Consider the following 21,018-nt stretch of genomic DNA (forward strand, 5'->3'; position numbering starts at 1 on the left):
TGACGTAGTAGTTTCAATCTTTTCCTGTTCCCTGTTCCCTTTTTTTTGTCATTGTAGCTAGGGCACCGATTCACTAATTTTGAGTCCCATGATGACTAAATCGCGTTCAATACCGTCCAGTTCTGCGACTTTGGGTAAATTTCCCCACGCCTGAAAGCCAAATGTTTCAAACAGCTTTAAACTAGGTTGATTATGGGCAAAGATGAAGCCTATTAAGGTTTTTAATCCCAAACGAGGACTTTCACTAATTGCTTGGGCTAGGAGTTGGCGTCCCAAACCACACCGATGAAAGCCTGGCGCAATGTAAATACTAATTTCGGCTGTTCTATTGTAGGCTGGTCGCCCATAGAAGGATTGAAAACTGAGCCAACCAGCAATTGTACCTTCTACTTCCATCACCCAAAGTGGTCTTTGTGAAGGCGATCGCCCCTTAAACCACGCTAGGCGACTTTCCACAGATACCGGCTCTAAATCGGCTGTGGCCATGCGGCTGGGAATTGCAGCATTATAAATTGCCACAATAGTAGGTAAGTCAATATCTGTCGCATGGCGGATGATCATTGTTGTCGTTTGGGTTAAATTTTGAGAAAATATTTACCGAAAAACTGGGTCTAAAGCCCCGTCCTTCTAGGACGGCTTTTCTTTAACTTCCGAATCAACTCTGTGAGTACATCATTACGGATATTTAAATTTACTTTTACCATTACACTGTAATGATATTTCTATTACAATGATACTGGATGGCAAAGCCGAAAATGCTGGTCATCCTTAATCTGAACCTTCTCCCAAAGGGAGAGGCTGCGCCAAGACAACTCAGAGTATGGGGTTCTACCCAGTAACAGGCATTTGCGTGTCGATTCTGTGGGTAGGTAAAACTCTGACAGTACACAGGTGTTGAACATTTTTGTATTGTTCAAGTCTGCGGAGGGGGCATCTCGTGGACTCTAAAGTGAGCTTCATCGCCTCCTCAGCAATAGCTGGATTGGATGAGAAGCCCACACTGTACTGCTTGCAGTCAGTGTGGGAGTATGTCACGTGAACAGTTAAGTTATCAGGTGTAGTCGTAATGCGACCAAACCCATAACTCCAATTGGCTCTGTCTTTCACGCCCGCTTCAGAAATTGTTAACTGTCAACAGCATCATGCCCCAATAATTTATCTGCTAATATTATAGAGATATAGCCATCCTATTTCAGTTGTGAAAATTCCAGAAATATACCTAGGCTAGGCAATGCCAAGCATATCCGGGTTTTGCTTGGCATTGCCGACCCTACACAACTTAAAATTTTTCTTTTTCACAAATCATTTAGGATTGCTATATGTATAATAACGACTTGCATAATTTAGTCTGATTTAGGAAAATATTTTTGTAATTAAATTAGCATCTATACTTTAACCTTGGATTTACAGCTTAAGGCAGAATTTATTTTGATGATATCTGTCTACTGCCAATATGATCAGGATATCTATTATATATCAATTATCAATTTTAAAATTGAAATAAACAACTAAAACTATTCAAATTATATGTCTCATAATTTACCGAATAAAAATGATAGCGGCGGCGCTGATCAAAGTAGCAATATCTCTATAGAGTTAGAGATTGCTATATTTATCGTTAAACTGAAAAACGGTATTTGGATTTGTGGTATTCCATCTTGGTTATTCGGCATAACTGATAGAAGCCTGGCTGCATTTGCTGATGGCTATCTATCGGCTTTGGAAGTTTTTCAGCTATTTACAGCCTCATTCTTTTTTGTAAGTTGGCTATATTTAAAGCCAGAAAATAGCTGGGACAGTAATGATTTAGATTCCAGCCAATATCAAGGATATCTATGTCGAACTCAAACTAACCAATTTGAGCTAAAAAGGCGACATATGATTAGCCAAGAATATATTTTACCTTTTCCGTATCTTTGCCAAATCTATCATCTATTGAATTTAAAACATTTAGAAACAGTTCACAGTTTTAGTTTGAATAACTTAAGGGTTGTTAATATCAGCTATTTTCAGCCCACAGCCATCGGTGGAATCATTAAATTTGAAACACTTTTGGATTCTCCAGTCAATCCTTTGAGAATTTGGAGACAACCAACTGTGGAAGTAGATTTAATTTTGCATACACCCTATACTGTTGAACTTAGTATTCCGGTCTACAACCACAAAAGAATATTTGTGATATTTAGTGCCTTACCATTAAATCAAACTGAACATCAGTTCTTTATAGACATTTACAGCGATTTAGATTGGCCAAAACCATTATTACAAGTAATATTGCATTTTGCTTCTTGTTTGACCATATTTGAAGATTTGCCTTATTTACGCGCTCTAGCAGACAGAAATATCGAGCGGTTATTTAATTTAAATTTGGCGTCAAACCACGAAAGTATGTTGCTCTTTAAAAGATTTGTAGAACTGTATGGTACTGGCGAAGAAAAGCCTAAATTAATTGAGCGTAGTGATTAAGTTCATTGCTTATTTGTCATTGGTCATTAAAAAAAATATCCAATTTGTAGGGTGCGTCAGCAGCGAGAAAACTTGGAAATAGCAACAGATTACTGATACTGACGCACCCTGATGACCAAGACTTACGCTAGTGTCACGATTTAAAGAATGGTGCGTGACGCCACAGTTATTGTAACTATGTACAATATTTATCGAAGCGTCACGCACCCTACGGAAATATTGGGTAATTTATTTTTTAGTATTTCTTTAAGCGCGTGCTAGTAAGGGTGCTGCAGCTAGAAGGGTTTTGGTGTAGGGGTGTTGTGGATTGGCAAAAATTTGTTTTGTCGGTCCAATTTCCACAATTGTACCACCATTCATGACGGCAATGCGATCGCACAAAAATCTGGCTAACCACAGGTCATGGGTAATAAACAAATAAGTTAACTCAAATTCTGCTTTTAATTGCAACATCAAATCTAGGACTTGTGACTGTACACTAGCATCTAACATACTTACAGGTTCATCGCAAATTACTAGTTTCGGATGGGTAATCAAAGCACGGGCGATCGCCACTCGTTGTTGCTGTCCTCCAGACAAATCTGATGGATAACGCTGATAATAAATTTCCGGTGGTGTTAATCCCACTTTCTCTAGCATCCATAAAACTTGTTCTTTGGCTTTGGCTGGAGCGGCTAAATTGTGAATTAATAAGGGGTCAGCAATGCTTTGTCCCACGGTCATTGCTGGATTGAGACAAGCATGGGGGTCTTGAAATATCATTTGTATTTGTCGCCGTGAGGAACGAATTTCTTGGCGTGATAGGCTAGTTAAATCCTGTCCCAAAAACTCGACTTTACCAGCAGTAGGACGAATTAGTTGTAATATTGTCCTTGACAGTGTGCTTTTACCGCAACCTGACTCCCCGACCAAACCGAGAATTTCTCCTGGATAAAGTTCCAAGTCGATACCATCTACGGCTTTAATTGTCTGATTTTGCACCTTAAACAGTCGTTCGATCAAGTTAGGTTCTATAGTGTAGTGCTGTTTGAGTGCGGTGATTTGCAATATTGGGGATTGGGGATGAGGGATTGGGGATTGGGAAGAAATTTCCCCAGTTTCTGTTTCATCTATGGCTTGAATGTGCAAAGCTGCTTGCAGGAGCGATCGCGTGTATTCGTGTTGGGGTTGTCCAAATACAGATTTTGTCGTTCCCATTTCCACCATTTTACCGTGATACATGACGCCAATGCGATCGCAATATTCTGCTACCATTGCTAAATCGTGGGAAATTAGCAGCAGTCCCATGTTATCTTCGGCGCATAGGCGAGTTAATTCTTGTAAAATCTGTGCCGAGACGGTGACATCTAAGCTGGTGGTCGGTTCATCAGCAACGATTAATTTGGGGTTCAGGAGTAAAGCCAAGGCGATCGCTACCCGTTGTCGCATCCCACCACTAAACTCATGGGGATACTGATTCCAGCGACTAGCGGGAATTTTCACCTTTTCCAAAGTGGCGATCGCTTTTTCTTTAGCTTGCTGCTTAGATAATTCTGGTGCATGGGCTTGTAAGGTTTCGATACAATGATTCCCAATCGTCATCAACGGATCGAGGCGCGTCATCGGGTCTTGGAAAATCAGCGCCACTGCTTCCCCCCGAAATTTCCGCAGTTTATCCGGTGCTAAATCCAACACAGATTCTCCCTGAAATCTCACCCGTCCCTCAATGCGGCTAGATGAGGGAAGCAAGCGCATTACAGCCCTTCCCAGGGTTGACTTACCACAACCAGACTCCCCCACTAATCCCATTTTTTCACCGCGTTGCAGGTCAAAAGACACATGATCAATTGCCAACGTTAGTTCTTCAGAGCTAGGCTGAGGATAGGCTACACGGAGATTTTCAATACTCAATAAAGATTCAGTCATAGTGTTATTTTTTAACAGCCCGCCACTAGCTACCAGCTTACTCCAGTAGCGGACTGCCGCGAGTTGTTCAAGCTACATAGTCAAACAGCATAGTATTCATGTAGCGATCGGTCCACTCTGTACCAAAGGATTTCTCCAGAACTCGCCGGGTTTTATCATTTTGTTGTTGCTTTGTACAGTAATATCGTTGACCAGCTAGAACCCTGGAGATATCAAGATTTGAAGTAAGGGGGGTTTCTGTACTAGCAATCTGACAATGAATGGTTAAAAATTCCCGAACTCGACCCAGAAACCAATCTTCTTCTTGAGAGTCTCCCGGACGCACAAACAGACAAAATTCCGAAAAGATATCGCCCCACTCTGGTAAAGCCCGTGGTTGGGAAAATTCCAGGCGACACAAAACAGACAATTCTTGATAATAGCGTGCTGGTAGGGCGCGATCGCTACTGACTGGAGACAAATCGGCGATCGCCGCACTAATAGCTCCACCTCGTCCCCCAACCAAGTCTGTACCAAAGATGGGAATGGCGTATTCGGGATTGGGGAACATCACACAGTGCAGAATATCTAATCCATTGCCAACCTGAGCCAATTCTAAATGCAGTTTGCGAAATTGCGGCGTCTGGTAGCAGTGATTTTCAATGATCAGCTTTTCACCTTCCAGGTGTCCTTCGACGTAGCCTAAACCTTCTGGAACCGAGTAAGGGGAGATATCCAGGTGCTTTTGCCAAATTTCTTCAATACAATCCGCCAATCTGTGGATTAGGGGATGCTGACGGCTTCTTAACGATGCTTCCATACAATTCAACAATACGCTTCTTTTTGAGTATAGGATTAACCTACCTTGGCGTATAGTCCGTGCAAAACTTGTGCAGTTTGCTTTACGATTGGATCATCCAGACCAGTATACCTAACCTAGCAAAACATCGATGGGCGGAATCACATGATCCGTTAGGTCGATTGTTACGGTTTCTGCTACATAAAAGCTGGACAAATCCAGACATTACTTGACGTTTCAACGGGAGCATGGGAGCGGCTATCCCTTAACGTCCAGACACGCTTTAGCCTGACGTGCATATTTTTCGAGATTTTTAGACGCATTTAAATCTCGGTCTGAGGTATGCTGACATTTTTTACATTCGTAAACCCGCTGTGATAGACTAATTTCTTGAATTTCTCCACAATTTGCACAAGTTTTACTAGATGGGTAAAATCTATCTACAAATACGACAGTTCCACCGTATCTAATTACTTTATATTCTACTTGTCTGCGGAATTCATAAAAATTGGCATCGCTGACAGCACCGGCTAACTTATGATTTTTCAACATCCCCGAAGTATTCAAATCCTCCAAAGCAACAACTGCGTGGTTTTTGCAGATAAATGTAGTTGCTTTATGAGTGGCATCAATACGTATATTAGTAATACGTCGATGCAGTTTAGATATTCTCAACTTTTGTTTTTTGTAACGATTACTTCCCTTAATTTTTCTTGTAAGTTGACGTTGTAATCTTGTTAACTTTCTCCTGGCACTTTGGTTCTTGCGTACTTAGCGTGCTGAATTTGTTAAAAAATAAGTTTGAAACCCTTGCCTGGCTCCGATAAAAGCCATTATTTTTTGTATTTGAGCTACTGTTACTAAAAATCAAATTATAAACGCCTATAAGCCTTGTTATTAAAGCAATTTAATCGACTTTCATTAATAATTAAGCACGCTATACACGCAAGAGCCGAATTTGGCAGAGTTCAAATCCATTGATCTGTGGCATATTTACATCTAAGACTAGCGCATCGGGGGTGACTGCTTGCAGTACTGTCCAAAATTGCAATGGATCGGCCAAGGTTGTCACCTTGAATCCCCAGGGTTTAAGCAGGGTGGGGAGAGTGCGTAACCAATCTTGATCGTCATCAAGAATCATCACCTTGTTTGTCTTCTCAGTACCGCGTAACAAATTTACAGCGGCGTCAATCACCTGCTCAGGTGCTATGGGCGATGCCAAAAAAAGTTTTCCGCCTCGCCGCAGGGCTTCCAGGCGATCGCTCAATTCACCGCGATCGCCAATCACAACAATTGGCAAGTCAGGGTAATGGTGTGCAAATGTCTGCAATGTTGCCCAAAAATTGCAGACCTGGGGGCTACCCAACTCCGATGGGATGGAGGTCAACCGCAACAGGATGACATCAGGATCTTGACTTAAACTATCAAAGACAGACTCAGTTGTCCGCAAAGCTTTAGCCACATCTGACACCGGAATAATCTCAACACGAATTCCCCGACTGATGGCTATAGCCTGTAGGGATTGGTTCAATTCGGTGTCTGAACTCACAATCAGTAACAGCGGTGACTGTCCATTGGGAATTTGGGACATTTGGATCAGTGTGGTATGGTCAATCTCTTGCTGTAGAGCCATCACCAAAGTTTTCATCAGCGGTGCGTGTTTCGGTTGTAGCGGCTCTCGACCACCCAACCAATACTCCAACTGGCGGGCGATGTGCATTGTCTTGGTTAGCCCAAATATTCCCAGAGTACCAGCCAGTTTGTGCGCCACCTGTTGCGCCTGTTCTTGTTGGGGGGGTTTAAGTTGATTGGTTTGTAAGTCTCTGACGGTTTGTAACAAAATGCTCATCTGGTCGAGGCTTTTCGGTTTAGTCGTTGTCCAAGTGTCGTTGAGGAAGGCTAGGTATTGTTCTTGGGCGTCTGGAGGAATATGCTTGGGGGAATCGTTGAAGGCTTCTATTGGGCTAGCGATGCCAGGGGAGTCCGTCGCATTCTTCACAGTAGGTGTAGAATATTGAGTAGTTGAGTCTTCCGTATTTAGGGCTTTGAGATAGTAGCCCCGTCCATGCATGGTGGCAATGAAATCTGGACTAGCACCGGCTGCAACTAGCTTTTTCCGCACCCGACGGATATGGGAACGCACCGTTGCTTGAGAGGGGAATTCTTCGGAAGACCATAATCGATCCAGAAGTTCTTCACTGCTAAACACATGCTGGCACTCCCGCAGCAAAAGTTCTAGCAAATCATATTCCATTGTTGTTAGGTTCAAGGGACGACCATTATAAGTCACTTCACAACTACTGGGGTTGAGAAGCAAATCGCCCCAACTCAGCAAGGGAAAAGGATTCGCACTTCCTCGCCTGAGTAACGCCCGAATCCGGGCGATAAGTTCTATTTGATCGAACGGTTTGACCACATAGTCATCTGCACCTGCATCTAATCCCTGGACTTTAGCGGTACTGGTATCCTGTCCTGTTAGTAACAGAATGGGAGTCATGTATCCCTCTGTACGAAACCGTTTGCATAAACTGATACCATCTAACTTGGGCAGCATGATATCTAATACGATCAGGTCATACTCAAACGTAGAGCCATAAGTCCAACCCATTTCCCCATCTTTCACCACATCTACAACATAGTGATGGGTTGCTAGATTCCTGGTCAGGACTTTAATTAACACGTCATCATCTTCCACAAGCAAGATTTTCATTGATGCAGCTACCAATGGAGAATTTTCGTAATTTGCTCCGGTAGATCTAGGGAGTTAAAGGGTTTGGTAATTATACCACTGACTCCCAAATCATTAAATTGACGCTTTTCCGCTGTTTGTGCTTTGGCGGTTAAAAGAATCACCAGTATTTGTTCCGTCCGTGAATGAGACTGGAGTTCTTTAAAGGTAGCAATCCCCTCCATATCTGGCATCATTAGATCTAATAAAATCACATCTGGTTTTTCGCTTTGGGCAGTTTGGATACCTTCCTCTTCATCACATATATCCTCAGGGCACAGCAATGCTGTGCCCCTACAGATTGGGGGAGCAAAGGGACTGGATGAATTGCAGTGGATAATTACAGCACAGAGGTTTTACCGTCCTAAACGCACACCATTATCTAAATATTCTCTCATCTTTTCTTGAGTAGCTTTCAAACTATCACTCGGCGAAAGTAACTCAATCACAAAACCTGCACCAGTTTGCAGGGACTACCAACTTTTTTCATCCTCATAATTTGGTGAAGATATTGGTAAAATCACAGGTTTTTGATAATTAGAGGTGTAACCAGGTAAAACTTTTACCCCAGACTGAGTTAACCTCAGTGTTAAAGAAAGTCGTACTTTACCGCTCTGATTAAGTATAGAACGATGTACAAGGTTATCAGTAAATAAGACGAATTCTCCAGGACGTAACACTACAGGAATAGCTTGTTTGGTAATTTTATCAGGGATATCAAAAAAGTGATTACCACTAAAGGGATCGGTTACTTTTATCTGACAATCTTTTAAGTAAGAATTAGGTATATACTCAAAACCGTTATACTCATTAACTTCTGTCAAAGCTATATAAGCATGGATAGTTTTACCATCTCCTTTAAGCAATTTAGGATAAGAGTCTTGATGCCAAAAAGGAATTAATTGGTCAGATGGATAACTTAACCACAGTTCTGAACGCCATAATACTAAATTCTCTCCTAAATATTCAGTGAGTGTTTCTAACAAATTTTTATCGTGACATATTTGTAAAACTACACGTGAATCTAAATGTCTATCCATGTAAAAATATTTTTTAAAGATTTGAATTAGTATAATAAAAAAAGCTCCCCAATCGAATCTAATCAATGCTAATAATAGCTGAGTAAATATTATTCTTTTGGGGAATTTTGGTAATACTTCATTTAAAATATTTCTGGTAATATCGGCTATTTCATTACTGTTTAAATTAAGAGACTTTGGTTTCCAAATACCATGAGTACCATCATCATCATAATTATTAATTTGTCGTAAATTTTGCTTTTGATTGCAGCCAGTCCATAATAGACTGCGTTCCCACAATTGGTTCAATATTTCTTGATTTTGTGCTATTTTAGGTAAGGCAATTTCTTGGTTCTGACTGTCGAAAAATTTCCCGCTAATATTTTGGTAATCTGGAGAAGTGGCACAAACTAAAGTGCTATATGCTCCTGCTTCCGGGGAAAGACCTAAACCTAAATATTTACTGAGACGATGCCATATAGTAATATTTGATTGTACAAAACCTGGGTGGATGGCGTTAACGGTAACTTGCGAATTATTTAATTTTTGAGAAAGTTCTTGGGTTAATAGCAATAAGCATAATTTAGAAATAGCATAGTGTTTTATCACATTTAAACTTGTTTTTTTTACTAAGAAGTCCCATTTAATATTATTTGGATATAGTGCTAAATCTGATGACAGCATAATAATGCGACTAGGTGCGGATTTTTGCATTTTTTCTAGCAATAAATAAGTCAGCAAAAAATGACCCAAATAGTTAGTTCCCCAAATCAGTTCAAACCCTTCTTTTGTTGTACCTCTGTGGTTAAATATGCCTGCATTATTGACCAATATATGCAATGGTAAGTTTTTGTCATTGAATAGTTTGACGCAGTTACGAACTGAATCTAAAAAAGCTAGGTCAAGTGGTAAAAATTCCACACTTTGATTTCCAGTAGTTTCCCGGATGTATTTTATAGCTTTTGCTGATTTCGTTTCTGAACGACATGCAATAAATACATGATTGCCTAATTTTGCTAAACCTACAGCCGTCATTAAACCTACACCAGAGTTACCACCTGTAACTAAACAGACTTGCATAATTGACTATCTCTCAGTATTTATTTAAACCCAGTTTGAAGATATCCACAATCTGATGATATATACAATATCATTTAAGTGTATAAGTGATCGCTTGTTATGCAAGAATGAGCGATACCTTAAAAAGACGCGCTCGCTTTTGCTAACACAGTCCACACCTTCAAAATCGCACTTCTGAGATTTATTCAGACATAGATAGTCCTTATGTAATTATCCCTGAGTTTGAATTTGGAATTAAAATTAAGGGAGTAGATATTATTTTGATAACAGAAGAAACAATTAAGTTTGCACAGTTAAAAACTTTAAAAGTAACATTGACTGGTTCACAAACAAATAGAGCTAAAAAAGAATTAGGGATTCATGATAATCCCTTATTTATCGCAGTTTTTGATTTAGGTGATTGGACATTTAACGATCCTAAAATTCCTCGCATTGCTGGTAAAGCATTTTGGAATAAGATTCACATGGATTATGACTTGGTGGAGAACCATGTAAGAAATATGTTACAGAAAATTGATAATGCTTTTGCTGAGTTGGCTGCAAAGTAAATTCTATCAAGAAAACAGCGAAAACAGAAGTTGTGAAATTAGGCGGACATTAAGCGCTTTCTTGGTTCAGGAATTTGACGACCTAATTCTTGAGCAGTTTCTATCCACTCCTGCATAATAATTTCTACATTTTGTAGTGCTTCTTGATAAGTTTCGCCATCAGCAGCGCATCCAGGTAACTCTGGAACTTCGGCGATAAATGCTTGGTCTTCTTCACTCCAGTAGAGAATTATTTCATAATGAAGCGTCATCTTGTCCTCCTAGCTGGTACTTAAGAATTACTGCACGAACTTGTTTAACTTGATATGCTTTGGCTTGAGAACCTTTAGGTTGAAGATTGAGAATTTCTTCTATTCCCTCTTGAGTAAAAATGCTGAGGCTGTTTGGATTGTAGAAAAAGGGGTTCTTGCGTACTTAGCGTGCTTAATTATTAGTTAAAGTCTATAAATTTGCTTTAAAAGTAAGACTTACAGGCGTTCATAATTTAATTTTCAGCAATATGACCAAAAATACAGGAAATAATGGCTATTACCGTATCTCAGTAAGGGTTTCAAGCTGATTATTTAATAAATTTAGCACGCTAAGTACGGAAGATCCCGATTTGTCGGTCTAAATTCTCATCTGCTAGAAAGTTCAAGAAGCATTCTCAACAATGGGATAAATTACATCATATCGTAAAGCCTCAGCTGCAAATGCTAAAGCTGCTTGAATTGCTTCGCGTGTTAGTCGCGGGTGAGATTCTAAAATTTGTTCTGGAGTTTCACCTGCAGCTAACTTTTCTAAAATCAACTCAACGGTGATGCGTGTCCCAACAATCACCGATTTTCCCATCATTACCTTTGGATCTGATACAACCATTCGTTTCTCGCCCTAGTTAGGTACACTCGTAGGGGCACGGCATTGCCGTGCCCCTACACATCGCGATATGATATTGTACCGAATATAAATGTGTTGCGCTATACTATCACAACCCCAACCAACACCGCAAAGATCGCTCTAACAGTTCAGCATCAGCATCAGCTAACTTACCAATCACTTTGACAACTAAGCTTTGATGCACTGTGTATAAACCTCTCTTGACTGCTGTAGCCACGTTTAGCCCTGCTGCTCCCCATTCAGACAAGACAAACTCACCTTCTCGCAATGCTCCAGTTTTGCTCGTCTAGGGTGTAATTAGGATGTCTTGAGAAACGTGTGGCGCACTGATCGCCGTCAAAATATAAAATTATGATACAATTGGATGATACTATTCTGTATAGTTAAATTCAGGTAAAAACTATAACTATAAATAAGCAAAAAATATATGTCTAATTATCAAGAATTGCTACAGCAAGCTAAAAATCTAACTGCTGAAGAACAACTTAAATTAGTAGCTGAATTAATCTCAGTGGTTCGTAATCGTGTTATAGATAAATCAAAAAAGCGTAGTATCTTAGATTTAGAAGGTTTAGGTAAGGAAATTTGGCAAGGTATTGATGCCCAAGAATATGTTAATCAGGAACGTGGAAAATGCAATGGATAGAACAATTCCAGGGTCAAACTGTTGCTTTAGACACTGCACCGCTGATTTACTTTATTGAGCAAAATCCTGAATATATAGAAAGGGTAAGGCTGTTTTTCAGAGCATTAAATAATCGTGAATTTAAGGTAATTACATCTGTTGTAACTTTACTGGAAGTATTAGTTTATCCTTTGCGACGTGGAGATATAATATTATCTCAACAATATCGTGACATTCTTTTTGAGGATGAGGAAGTTTTAAAGGTTATAGAACTTTCTCCAGATATAGCGGAAATAGCAGCACAATTAAGAGCAGTGTATAATTTGCATTCTTTAGATGCTATTCAAATGGCTACTGCTATTTATGGGGGTGCATCTTTTTTCTTGACTAATGATGCACGTTTGCCATCTTTACCGGGGTTAACGGTGTTAGTTTTAAATCAATTGATAGCTTGAGTTTTTTGTCGTCAGACCTTGTACTCCCTAAAATTTCCCCTAGCGCGATGTCTACGACGGGCGTAGCTACAGCATTCCACATCCCCAACATCCCCAAAAGTGCGTAGACACGTAGTGGCTTGTCGTTAGACATCGCCTGACAGAAAACTTCAAAAAAAGCTCGCCTGTTGTGGAAGACTAGAGCGATCGCCATACAGAAAACCTCAAAAACTAAGCGATCGCTTGTTGTGGAAGAATGAGCGATGTCTACGACGGGCTACGCCTACGCCATACAGAAAACCTCAAAAATCAAGCGATCGCTTGTTGTGGGCGGCACCAAGATGCACTCAAATAATCTTGATGAGGATCAAGATTGATAAATTTAGTAGCAGCCTGTTGCACTTCTTTTGCAGCGTGTCCCCAAAAAGCAACATGAACCTGAAAGCCATCACTGGTCAAATCATCTATGCAAGGCATATAATCTTTATCGCCTGCTGCAATAACGATTATGTCATTTTCTTTATCGATTATTTTTCCTGAATCTTTACCAATTTGGTAAGCAATAGCAGTATCAACTTTTTTCTCTCTACCTTGTGAACGTTCATATGTTTGGACATCAAAACCTTTGCTTTTAACGTAATTCCAGAAGCTATCTTCGGGTGGAGGCGATCCCCAAAGTCTAGCTCCGCCAATCTCTGACTTTTCTGTACCGCATAAAAACTCATGTAATCGACCGTAGTCCATATACCAATCGTTATCAAATATTCTCAGGTTAATTGCTTCATAGATGTTACAAACTCCATTAATCCCCTTGCGTACAGCAGATAGTCGGCGGCCTTCTATAAAAAGGTTAGAATTGTCAACGTAGGTAAAAATTCTCATCTTGTATAATACACTCTTGGCAAAAGAATAATAGTTATTTATTATACATATTATTTAAGTATAAGTCCATTAACTTGTCTTGTTTTTCTCTATCCCGTGAAAAGCCAGATAAAAGCAAAAGGCACGGTATCACTGTGCCTTCTAGCTTATTGGTTATCTATCAACCTACTCAATCCCTTCAATGCGATATTCAACCTCTTGGTACAACTCGCGCAGACGATCTAAATTCTCCTCGCTAGTCTCCCAATAACCGCGTCCATTCACTTCCAAGAAAGCTGCGTAGGTTTGGTTGAGGAATTGAATTATATTAATATTGATAATCTTGTATCAATTCTCGTAATCTTTGCCATTCAGGTAAATATTCCCAAATATCACTAAGTTTTTTTATTCCTGTTAAAATTCGCTCTCGGAAATCACCAGGACTACCTAACCTTAAATTATCTAAGTCCTCTTCCATAGCACAGAGTAAATCTTTACCAGAAAAAAAGGTTAAATAACTCTGATTTTCAAAACGAAACCCTCCAGGTTGACAAGAAGTCAATATATCGGCAAATTTACTCATCACATTTGCTTCTTCGGGAATTTGTCCGCTTTGATAGCGGGTTATAATGTTTTGAATTTCTGAGCGACAAGAGGCTTCATCTATTTTTTGTCCAAAAGGAAAGGGACAACCCCATTGTTTCTTACCCCAATAATTAGGTAAAGGTAATAACCGTACACGAGATAAAGATAATGATATTCTTGCTGCTGTATATGTATAAATTTTTAAAGCAGAGTTCTCTAAAATGCTTTGATAATTGGCTAACGATGGTGCTTTTTTACCTAATGCTGGAATAACTATTTGAGGGTCAATTAAGTAATTCTCAATTTCTTTCCTTTCCCAACACCAACCCAGATGAATAGATTTTTGATTATCTGTAACCTGCCATTCTTGAGGTGTACACTGAGGAAGAGACTGATTTTGTGCAAAATTATCGAAATCTCTATCTCTTAAACCTGCAACAATGGTCTCAGGTTTTAATTCTCTGCTCATTAAAATTTTTTCTTTCAAACCATATTTACTGCCAATAGCTTTAAGTTGACATAATCCATCTAACACTTTACTGAGAACACGAGAGTCTGTTTTTCCTTCTCTACCTTCACAGTATAATAAATCTACAGACACAATCTTCCCCCTTTGAGCCGATAAATTTCATCATTACCAATAATTTCTGTTACGGCTTCTGAATGAGTCGTGAAAATAAATTGAGAAGTGGGACTTAATTTAGGTAACTGATTAACAAAAAATTGAGCTAACGGGGGATGCAAATTTAAGTCAAGTTCATCAATTAAAACAACTGAATAAGCAATTTGTTGCCGGACAAATTCATATAGAATCGGGAAAACAGAATACTCACCCCCAGACATTTCTACAATATCATAGGTTCTGTTCTCGTCATTAAGTACGAAAAAAGGCTCATCTCCTTGATTAGTTGATGGTTCTAATCCAGAAAAGGAACGACCTTTAAAAATACGTTTGTAATAATTTTCTAGCTTGAAATAATAATCATTTTCAGAGTTATAATTAGGGGTTTTTCTTCTTTCTATCCAATCGAGTAAATAAGGACGTAAACTTGCTATACTTTCAATAGAGGCTATATCATCTTTTTTACCGTCTTCTGTATTAGCAGTATCACTCGTTTTTAGACGATATTGATCAAACCAAAATATTCCCGGTAATTGGGCAAATTTTGAACGAATAGCAGGGTTTTTCTTGAGAGTTTTCTGGACATAATAGCGTCCTTGAAATTGTAAACGATCTGCTTCTCTATTTCCCACTTCCCAATCTTCACCATCTAAGACAACTTTTAATATTTTGTTATCGCCTGGTTCAATAAATTGTCTTCTTTCTCGGAAGTAGTCAGGTAAAGAATCAAACCAAAGTTTAGCTACTTCTTTAGTTGCTTCTATCTCTTCATCTACAAAGGATATTTCTAGTTCAATATGAGGTGTTCCCCATCGCCAATATCGACTGGCTAAAAAGCCAATCCAGTTGAAATCAGATACTTTTTGAATTTTTTTAGTTGCTAATGCTAGGGGTAAGGCTACAGCTTGTAAAATCGTGGTTTTCCCTGAACCGTTATCACCTAAAATTAAAAACTGATCACTAACTTCTTGCAGGGTTTTATGTTTAAAAGAAATAGGGGGTAAATGGTCAAATCTTTTAAAGTTTTGAATGGATATAGATTCAACTTTCATAACTCTATCCTGCAATTTAAGAATTAAGAGGCTGGATTCAGCCTCTTAACTTAATCCTATTCTATCCCTTCAATGCGGTCTTCAACCTCTTGGTACAACTCGCGCAGGCGATCTAAATTCTCCTCGCTAGTCTCCCAATAACCGCGTCCATTCACTTCCAACAAAGTTGATACAATCTTGCGGAAAGAATGAGGATTAAGGTTCATCAACCGTTTTTGCATTTCTTCATCTTTGATGAACGTCTCATTGGTATCCTCATAAACCCAGTTATCCACGGCGCCAGCTGTCGCACTCCAACCTGTTGTATTCACCAACCGCTTGGAAAGTTCGCGCACACCTTCGTAACCGTGAGATAGCATCCCCTCGTACCATTTGGGATTTAATAATTTAGTACGAGCATCCAAACGCACGGTTTCTGATAATGTGCGTACTTGGGCGTTAGCTGTGGTAGTATCTGCAATGTAAGATGATGGTTTCTTGCCATCAGCACGCAGACTTGCCACCAACTTGGTAGGATCTGAGTCGAAGTAGTGGGAAACGTCCGTCAAACTAATCTCCGAAGAATCGAGATTTTGGAACGTCGCATCAGCAGTTTTCAAGGTAGTTTCAAAAATCTGCCGAGACTCGTCCATCACACCAGGGTTATCGGAATTGAAGGCGAAGGATTTCCGATTGAGGTACATTTGCTGTAACTCGGCTTCGCTGTCCCACGTGCTGTTTTCTACCGCCAAGTTAATATTTGACGAGTAGGAACCGGAAGCGTTGGAGAAAACACGAGTCGCTGCTTGACGCAGATTAATTCCCATGTCCTGTGCTTGTTGCAAAGCGTGTTTGCGAACAAAGTTCATTTCTAGGGGTTCATCGGCTTCCGCAGCCATTTTCACGCCTTGGTCTAGCAGGTTCATTTGGTTGATGAACAAGTCGCGGAATACTCCAGAACAGTTGATCACCACGTCAATTCTGGGGCGTCCCAACTCTTCTAAAGAGATTAATTCCAACTTGTTCACCCGTCCCAAAGCATCGGGAACGGGACGCACACCAACCATCCACATGATTTGTGCTAGTGATTCCCCGTAGGTTTTGATGTTATCGGTTCCCCAAAGAACACAGGCGATGGTTTCCGGCCATTTGCCATCGTTTTCGGCTTTGTTACGTGCCAATAACCTATCCACAACGATTTTGGCTGATTGGACAGCGGCGGTTGTGGGGATGGATTGGGGGTCAAGGGCGTGTATATTTTTACCTGTGGGCAATACATCTGGGTTGCGGATGGGGTCGCCACCGGGTCCTGGTAGAATATATTCGCCTTCTAAGCCTTGGAGTAGTCCACCCAGTTCGTTATCTGCACAAACTTGCTTTAAGCAGAATTCCAAATACTCAAACAGGGGTTTTAAAGCAGAGGTGTCCACTTTGGGATAGCCTGCTTGATGCAATCCTTCTACCCAAGGTTCCTTTTTGCCCATGTTAAAGAAGTTTAACTTGGAAACGAGAGAAACTCGACCTTCGGCGTCGATTTTTTCTTGTACCAAAGCAGTTACAGCCGCACGGGTAGCTAGGGTGATATCTTGTAATAATTGGACATCTGCTAAAATCCCGGCATCGTTATTTTTGTAGATATCCTCAATGTTGCGTCCCAGACTATTGGCGATAATTCCGGGTAAGCCTTGAATTTCTTCTTCTTGACGATCTAAACTGGCAATGTTGACCAAAGTGGCGATCGCCTCTTCTGCTGTCGGTGGTTTACCAATAATATGTAATCCACAAGGCAACAGCCTAGATTCAATTTCCATCAACTTGCGGTAAACGCTACCAACAATATTATCCCGCTCATCGGCGCTGATATCTTTGGCGTCGCTTTCTGGTAAGTTAATATCTTTATCTAGGTTCACCATCCGGCACTTGTCCATGATGGAGTTGACGATAGGGATACCGCGTCCAGTTTCTTTCAAGGTTTGGTAAGAAGCAATTAATTCGCTCAGTTCCTTTAACCCTTTGTACAAACCTGCATTTTCTGCCGGTGGTGTCAGGTAAGAAATTGTCTCGGCGTAACTGCGGCGTTTGGCAATTGTTGCCTCACTGGGGTTATTGGCTGCGTAATAATACAGATTCGGAATTGTGCCGATTAGTTGGTCTGGATAACAATCACCAGACATCCCCATTTGTTTACCGGGCATAAATTCCAAGGAACCGTGTGTTCCAAAGTGCAGCACAGCGTCGGCACGCCAAACCCGTTCTAGGTAGGTGTAGTATGCAGCAAAACCATGATGGGGACTCGCGGAACGGGAGAATAACAACCGCATGGGGTCGCCTTCGTAACCAAAGGTAGGCTGGACACCGATGAAGACGTTACCGAATTGTTTACCATAAATCAGCAAGTTTTGCCCGTCGCTGTTGAGATGACCGGGAGGTGGTCCCCAGTTCTCTTCTAGGCGTTGAGAATAAGGTGTCAGTGCTTCGTATTCTGGCACGGACATTTTATAGGCTATGTTGAGTTCAGGGCTAGCGTACTGTGCTTGGGCGTCGTGGATGACTTCTTGCATTAACGCTGCGGCTGATTCTGGTAATTCTGGTAAATCGTAGCCGTTGTTTTTTAAGCCTTTCATCACCTCGAAGATGGAACCGAATACATCCAGGTAGGCTGCGGTTCCGACGTTTCCCTTATCTGGGGGGAAACTGAAAACGGTGATGGCTACTTTTTTATCAAGTTTCGGCTTACGGCGGAGGTTCGCCCATTTCAAGGCGCGTTTGGCGACAATTTCCACACGGTCTTGGAGTGCGATCGCCTTGCCTGTGGTGCCATCTCTACCCGATAATATAATTGGCTCAATTGCCCCATCTAATTCGGGAATGGCAATTTGCAAAGCTACCTGAATCGGGTGTAACCCCAAATCGCTATCCATCCACTCTTCTGTGGTTTGGAATATTAAGGGTAAAGCCACCATGTAAGGACGATTTAGGCGCTTGAGTGAGTCAATTGCTTTGGGATGGTCTTGTCTGGCTGGTCCACCCACCAAAGCAAACCCAGTTAAGGACACTACTGCATCCACTAAAGCGTTGTTGGTAGTCGGTTCGTAGAAATAGGCGTCTACAGGCTTAGAGAAATCCAAACCACCAGCAAACACAGGTAACACCTTTGCGCCTAGTGATTCTAATTCCTGTACTATTGCTACATAATGGGCGTCATCACCAGTTACTAGGTGAGTGCGTTGCAATACCAAGCCAACACAGGGCGCTAAGGGGTCTTTTAAATCCCTAGAAATATCCTTACGGGCTGTATACCAGTTGAGATATTCTTTAACATCCTCAAACATACTCGGTGCTAAAGGATGCCAAATCCCCATATCGGGATAAACTACCGGCGCTTGATAATCAACAGCTGCAGAACTTTGTTTTTCTACGCCTTTTAATACATATTTGTCAGTCAGCATCAGTAAGAAGTTTTCCAGATTTTCTGGCGAACCCCCCAGCCAATACTGAAAACTGAGCATGAAATTTCTAGCATCCTGTGCTTTGTCAATGGGGAGAAACTTCAGCACTTGGGGGAGTGTTCGCAGCAGCTTCAGCATTCCATCTTGGAATCCCGCACCGGATTTTTCCTTGCGTTTCCGCATGAATTGTGCTATGACACTCTTAGATTGCCCCAACTGTGCCAAAGAAAAGCTACCCATTTTGTTTAGGCGCATCACTTCAGGCATCGAAGGGAAGACAACCGAAACATCTAAGCGATCGCGGTATGGTTCTACTGCTGCTACTACTTTTTGTGCTAAGTCTTCGATAAAAATCAGTGAAGCTATGAATATATTAGCACTCTCCATATCCCGCTGGAACTCCTTGTAGTTCTCAGGATCTCGGAGTTCTTCAATCAAATAACCACTGATTTCAATCGCCAGGTTGGGATGGTTAGAGTTAATCGTGCGAACTGCTTGCGACAATGCACTCTGGTACTGGGACTCAAGCACGACATAGACCACCTTGATTAAATTACGTCCGCGTAAGTTATCAGGCGCAATATGACGAATGGTGGACTTGACGTGGGTGAACATGCAGATAAGCTCCTTTGATGCGAGTTCTCTAGTGGAAGTTTTGGACGGCTAATGCTGTCCAATGTGAATTTTTTTTGATTTGGCACTATGAGTTTTTTATCAGAAAATGCTTACAAAATACCGATTTTGTGGTCTATCTGACACAAATCGATATAAAAAACGCAAGATTTGTTAACAAATCTTGACTTTTGTTAAAAGTGATTACTCATTTTTTTGTTAACTTTAGTTAAATCACTAATTAGCTATTTAGTCATTTATGAGTTTATAAAACCGATCTTAGATGATTTTTATCTCACGCATTCGCGGAGCGTCTGTCTTTGCTACGCAACGCTACCGCGAACGACACGCTTCGCGAACGTAGAGAAGGCGTGAAATATAAAGCAATACAGTTCAGTTAGGCTCGAATGATATACACTTACGGGGCACGGCATCCAAAATTTTTTCTTCTAATGACAATTTTATTCGTGCCGTGCCCCTACGACAATTTTCCTTAACTGAACTATATTGAGATATAAAGATGTGGTTCATTTACCTGAAAACCGCTGTAACGATTTCATCCCGCAATTCTGTAACTGCGTAGAATGTTTATCGAAGGGTCACGCACCCTACGATTCTAAGCTTTCTGCACCATCCAAACTAACATCCCCAACAATATTTCCACTGGGGGAACGGTATAATCATTCAAATCAATACTCAATGTTTGTCCTTCTAATTTCAAAAATCGCCAAGCCGTACCGCTGGTGACGCTGCCATAAATTGTCTTAATTGGGATATGATTAATTTCATTAAATTTTTGTGCAGCAATCATTTCTGCTGCACATTGACCTAGACCTGGTTTTAAATCACCTTTTTTGGCTTCAATAATTACGATTACGGGAGCTTCAATAAATATTTGTTCGGGTGAGCGGCTAATTAAAAAATCACATACTCCACTTAAGCCTAACTCCGATGCGACGGTGAAATCTTCACCGGAAAAAAAGCTGATTTTTCGTTCGAGAATTTTCCGAACTTCTACGAGAATAGGACTAATAATTAACTCTGAGCGAGCTTTTTCTGAACCTGTGGCTGTTGCTATTGGTAGTCCTTCGTTTAATGCTTCTTTGAGGTAAATACTAGGTTCTATGGATTGGGTTTCCGGTAGAAAGCGTCCGTTTTCAACTGTAGTTAAGTTAAAGTCACGTTTGACTTTTGATAGAGAGAAGTCGCTATAAGCCATGATAATTAATTTGGCGCAAATAATCCGGCTTTGATGAATAATGGGTTGATGGTAAATAGATCCGCGCTTTGCTAGGGTTTAGCAGTGCTAAACCCCTACAAAAGATGTAATTTTATTATAGACATACAGCGTTTTTCGGGTAAATGAAGTAAATAGATCCGCGCTTTGCTAGGGTTTAGC

Annotated in this window: 19 protein-coding genes and 1 pseudogene; 4 read left to right on the plus strand and 16 right to left on the minus strand. The window is 40.6% G+C overall.

Annotation, left to right across the window (positions count from 1 at the left end; translation table 11 throughout):
* Positions 1 to 57 precede the first annotated feature (57 nt).
* Positions 58 to 561, minus strand: a complete 504-nt coding sequence (locus HEQ19_07045; GenBank protein WYL99318.1) for an N-acetyltransferase family protein — start codon at positions 559 to 561, stop codon at positions 58 to 60.
* Between the two features lie 966 nt (positions 562 to 1,527).
* On the opposite strand from HEQ19_07045, the gene HEQ19_07050 reads away from it, so the two are divergent.
* Complete coding sequence (locus HEQ19_07050) at positions 1,528 to 2,466, plus strand: hypothetical protein (GenBank protein WYL99319.1); 939 nt, start codon at positions 1,528 to 1,530, stop codon at positions 2,464 to 2,466.
* A gap of 246 nt (positions 2,467 to 2,712) precedes the next feature.
* Here HEQ19_07050 and HEQ19_07055 read toward each other — a convergent pair whose 3' ends face one another.
* The 7 genes and pseudogenes from HEQ19_07055 to HEQ19_07085 all read right to left on the minus strand — a co-directional run bounded on the left by HEQ19_07055 (position 2,713) and on the right by HEQ19_07085 (position 9,976).
* Positions 2,713 to 4,371: an ABC transporter ATP-binding protein gene (locus HEQ19_07055; GenBank protein ID WYL99320.1), complete on the minus strand. Its 1,659-nt coding sequence runs from the start codon at positions 4,369 to 4,371 to the stop codon at positions 2,713 to 2,715.
* A 67-nt stretch (positions 4,372 to 4,438) separates the two neighbouring features.
* On the minus strand, positions 4,439 to 5,170 hold the full coding sequence (locus HEQ19_07060; protein WYM03292.2) for a phycocyanobilin:ferredoxin oxidoreductase: 732 nt from the start codon (positions 5,168 to 5,170) through the stop codon (positions 4,439 to 4,441).
* Between the two features lie 237 nt (positions 5,171 to 5,407).
* Entirely contained in the window at positions 5,408 to 5,857 is a 450-nt protein-coding gene (locus tag HEQ19_07065; protein WZI67230.1) for an RNA-guided endonuclease TnpB family protein, read from the minus strand.
* Positions 5,858 to 6,086: 229 nt separating this feature from the next.
* The gene (locus HEQ19_07070; protein WYL99321.1) at positions 6,087 to 7,859 is read right to left on the minus strand and encodes a response regulator; all 1,773 of its coding nucleotides are present in this window, start codon (positions 7,857 to 7,859) and stop codon (positions 6,087 to 6,089) included.
* Between the two features lie 8 nt (positions 7,860 to 7,867).
* Entirely contained in the window at positions 7,868 to 8,161 is a 294-nt protein-coding gene (locus tag HEQ19_07075; GenBank protein WYM03293.2) for a response regulator, read from the minus strand.
* A 78-nt stretch (positions 8,162 to 8,239) separates the two neighbouring features.
* Positions 8,240 to 8,329 (minus strand): annotated as a pseudogene (locus HEQ19_07080) (Uma2 family endonuclease).
* 21 nt (positions 8,330 to 8,350) lie between these two features.
* Positions 8,351 to 9,976, minus strand: coding sequence for an SDR family NAD(P)-dependent oxidoreductase (locus tag HEQ19_07085; protein WYL99322.1), 1,626 nt, complete (start codon positions 9,974 to 9,976; stop codon positions 8,351 to 8,353).
* Positions 9,977 to 10,236: 260 nt separating this feature from the next.
* Here HEQ19_07085 and HEQ19_07090 point away from each other — a divergent pair, with 260 nt between their 5' ends.
* Positions 10,237 to 10,524: a hypothetical protein gene (locus tag HEQ19_07090; GenBank protein ID WZI67129.1), complete on the plus strand. Its 288-nt coding sequence runs from the start codon at positions 10,237 to 10,239 to the stop codon at positions 10,522 to 10,524.
* A gap of 38 nt (positions 10,525 to 10,562) precedes the next feature.
* On the opposite strand, the gene HEQ19_07095 is transcribed toward HEQ19_07090, so the two are convergent.
* The 3 genes from HEQ19_07095 to HEQ19_07105 all read right to left on the minus strand — a co-directional run bounded on the left by HEQ19_07095 (position 10,563) and on the right by HEQ19_07105 (position 11,668).
* Positions 10,563 to 10,775, minus strand: a complete 213-nt coding sequence (locus tag HEQ19_07095; protein ID WYL99323.1) for a type II toxin-antitoxin system HicB family antitoxin — start codon at positions 10,773 to 10,775, stop codon at positions 10,563 to 10,565.
* 382 nt (positions 10,776 to 11,157) lie between these two features.
* Positions 11,158 to 11,382: a DUF433 domain-containing protein gene (locus HEQ19_07100; GenBank protein WYL99324.1), complete on the minus strand. Its 225-nt coding sequence runs from the start codon at positions 11,380 to 11,382 to the stop codon at positions 11,158 to 11,160.
* Between the two features lie 106 nt (positions 11,383 to 11,488).
* Positions 11,489 to 11,668: a hypothetical protein gene (locus HEQ19_07105; protein ID WZI67130.1), complete on the minus strand. Its 180-nt coding sequence runs from the start codon at positions 11,666 to 11,668 to the stop codon at positions 11,489 to 11,491.
* Between the two features lie 159 nt (positions 11,669 to 11,827).
* Here HEQ19_07105 and HEQ19_07110 point away from each other — a divergent pair, with 159 nt between their 5' ends.
* Entirely contained in the window at positions 11,828 to 12,046 is a 219-nt protein-coding gene (locus HEQ19_07110) for a hypothetical protein (GenBank protein WYL99325.1), read from the plus strand.
* Positions 12,034 to 12,480: a PIN domain-containing protein gene (locus HEQ19_07115; GenBank protein ID WYL99326.1), complete on the plus strand. Its 447-nt coding sequence runs from the start codon at positions 12,034 to 12,036 to the stop codon at positions 12,478 to 12,480. The genes HEQ19_07110 and HEQ19_07115 overlap by 13 nt, the downstream gene beginning before the upstream one ends.
* Before the next feature lie 288 nt (positions 12,481 to 12,768).
* Here the strand turns inward: HEQ19_07115 and HEQ19_07120 are convergent, their stop codons facing one another.
* The 5 genes from HEQ19_07120 to HEQ19_07140 all read right to left on the minus strand — a co-directional run bounded on the left by HEQ19_07120 (position 12,769) and on the right by HEQ19_07140 (position 20,838).
* A complete protein-coding gene (locus HEQ19_07120; protein ID WYL99327.1) occupies positions 12,769 to 13,341 on the minus strand; it encodes an NYN domain-containing protein in 573 nt (190 codons plus the stop codon).
* A gap of 307 nt (positions 13,342 to 13,648) precedes the next feature.
* Positions 13,649 to 14,506 carry a hypothetical protein gene (locus tag HEQ19_07125; protein ID WYL99328.1) on the minus strand — a complete coding sequence of 286 codons (858 nt, stop codon included), beginning with the start codon at positions 14,504 to 14,506 and terminating at the stop codon, positions 13,649 to 13,651.
* The gene (locus tag HEQ19_07130) at positions 14,497 to 15,579 is read right to left on the minus strand and encodes an AAA family ATPase (GenBank protein WYL99329.1); all 1,083 of its coding nucleotides are present in this window, start codon (positions 15,577 to 15,579) and stop codon (positions 14,497 to 14,499) included. Before HEQ19_07130 ends, HEQ19_07125 begins: the two co-directional genes overlap by 10 nt.
* A gap of 56 nt (positions 15,580 to 15,635) precedes the next feature.
* Positions 15,636 to 19,622, minus strand: coding sequence for a magnesium chelatase subunit H (locus HEQ19_07135; protein ID WYL99330.1), 3,987 nt, complete (start codon positions 19,620 to 19,622; stop codon positions 15,636 to 15,638).
* Positions 19,623 to 20,235: 613 nt separating this feature from the next.
* Positions 20,236 to 20,838, minus strand: a complete 603-nt coding sequence (locus HEQ19_07140) for a hypothetical protein (GenBank protein WYL99331.1) — start codon at positions 20,836 to 20,838, stop codon at positions 20,236 to 20,238.
* Positions 20,839 to 21,018: the final 180 nt, after the last annotated feature.

It is taken from the genome of Gloeotrichia echinulata CP02 (assembly GCA_038087035.1).
Lineage (GTDB): Bacteria > Cyanobacteriota > Cyanobacteriia > Cyanobacteriales > Nostocaceae > Gloeotrichia > Gloeotrichia echinulata.

Bases quoted from the DNA above. Each gene is read 5' to 3' on its own strand.
- HEQ19_07120 (WYL99327.1), bottom strand. From the start codon at position 13,341: ATGAGAATTTTTACCTACGTTGACAATTCTAACCTTTTTATAGAAGGC.
- HEQ19_07140 (WYL99331.1), bottom strand. From the start codon at position 20,838: ATGGCTTATAGCGACTTCTCTCTATCAAAAGTCAAACGTGACTTTAAC.
- HEQ19_07115 (WYL99326.1), top strand. From the start codon at position 12,034: ATGCAATGGATAGAACAATTCCAGGGTCAAACTGTTGCTTTAGACACT.
- HEQ19_07055 (WYL99320.1), bottom strand. From the start codon at position 4,371: ATGACTGAATCTTTATTGAGTATTGAAAATCTCCGTGTAGCCTATCCT.
- HEQ19_07045 (WYL99318.1), bottom strand. From the start codon at position 561: ATGATCATCCGCCATGCGACAGATATTGACTTACCTACTATTGTGGCA.
- HEQ19_07100 (WYL99324.1), bottom strand. From the start codon at position 11,382: ATGGTTGTATCAGATCCAAAGGTAATGATGGGAAAATCGGTGATTGTT.
- HEQ19_07070 (WYL99321.1), bottom strand. From the start codon at position 7,859: ATGAAAATCTTGCTTGTGGAAGATGATGACGTGTTAATTAAAGTCCTG.
- HEQ19_07085 (WYL99322.1), bottom strand. From the start codon at position 9,976: ATGCAAGTCTGTTTAGTTACAGGTGGTAACTCTGGTGTAGGTTTAATG.
- HEQ19_07130 (WYL99329.1), bottom strand. From the start codon at position 15,579: ATGAAAGTTGAATCTATATCCATTCAAAACTTTAAAAGATTTGACCAT.
- HEQ19_07135 (WYL99330.1), bottom strand. From the start codon at position 19,622: ATGTTCACCCACGTCAAGTCCACCATTCGTCATATTGCGCCTGATAAC.
- HEQ19_07060 (WYM03292.2), bottom strand. From the start codon at position 5,170: ATGGAAGCATCGTTAAGAAGCCGTCAGCATCCCCTAATCCACAGATTG.
- HEQ19_07110 (WYL99325.1), top strand. From the start codon at position 11,828: ATGTCTAATTATCAAGAATTGCTACAGCAAGCTAAAAATCTAACTGCT.
- HEQ19_07095 (WYL99323.1), bottom strand. From the start codon at position 10,775: ATGACGCTTCATTATGAAATAATTCTCTACTGGAGTGAAGAAGACCAA.
- HEQ19_07050 (WYL99319.1), top strand. From the start codon at position 1,528: ATGTCTCATAATTTACCGAATAAAAATGATAGCGGCGGCGCTGATCAA.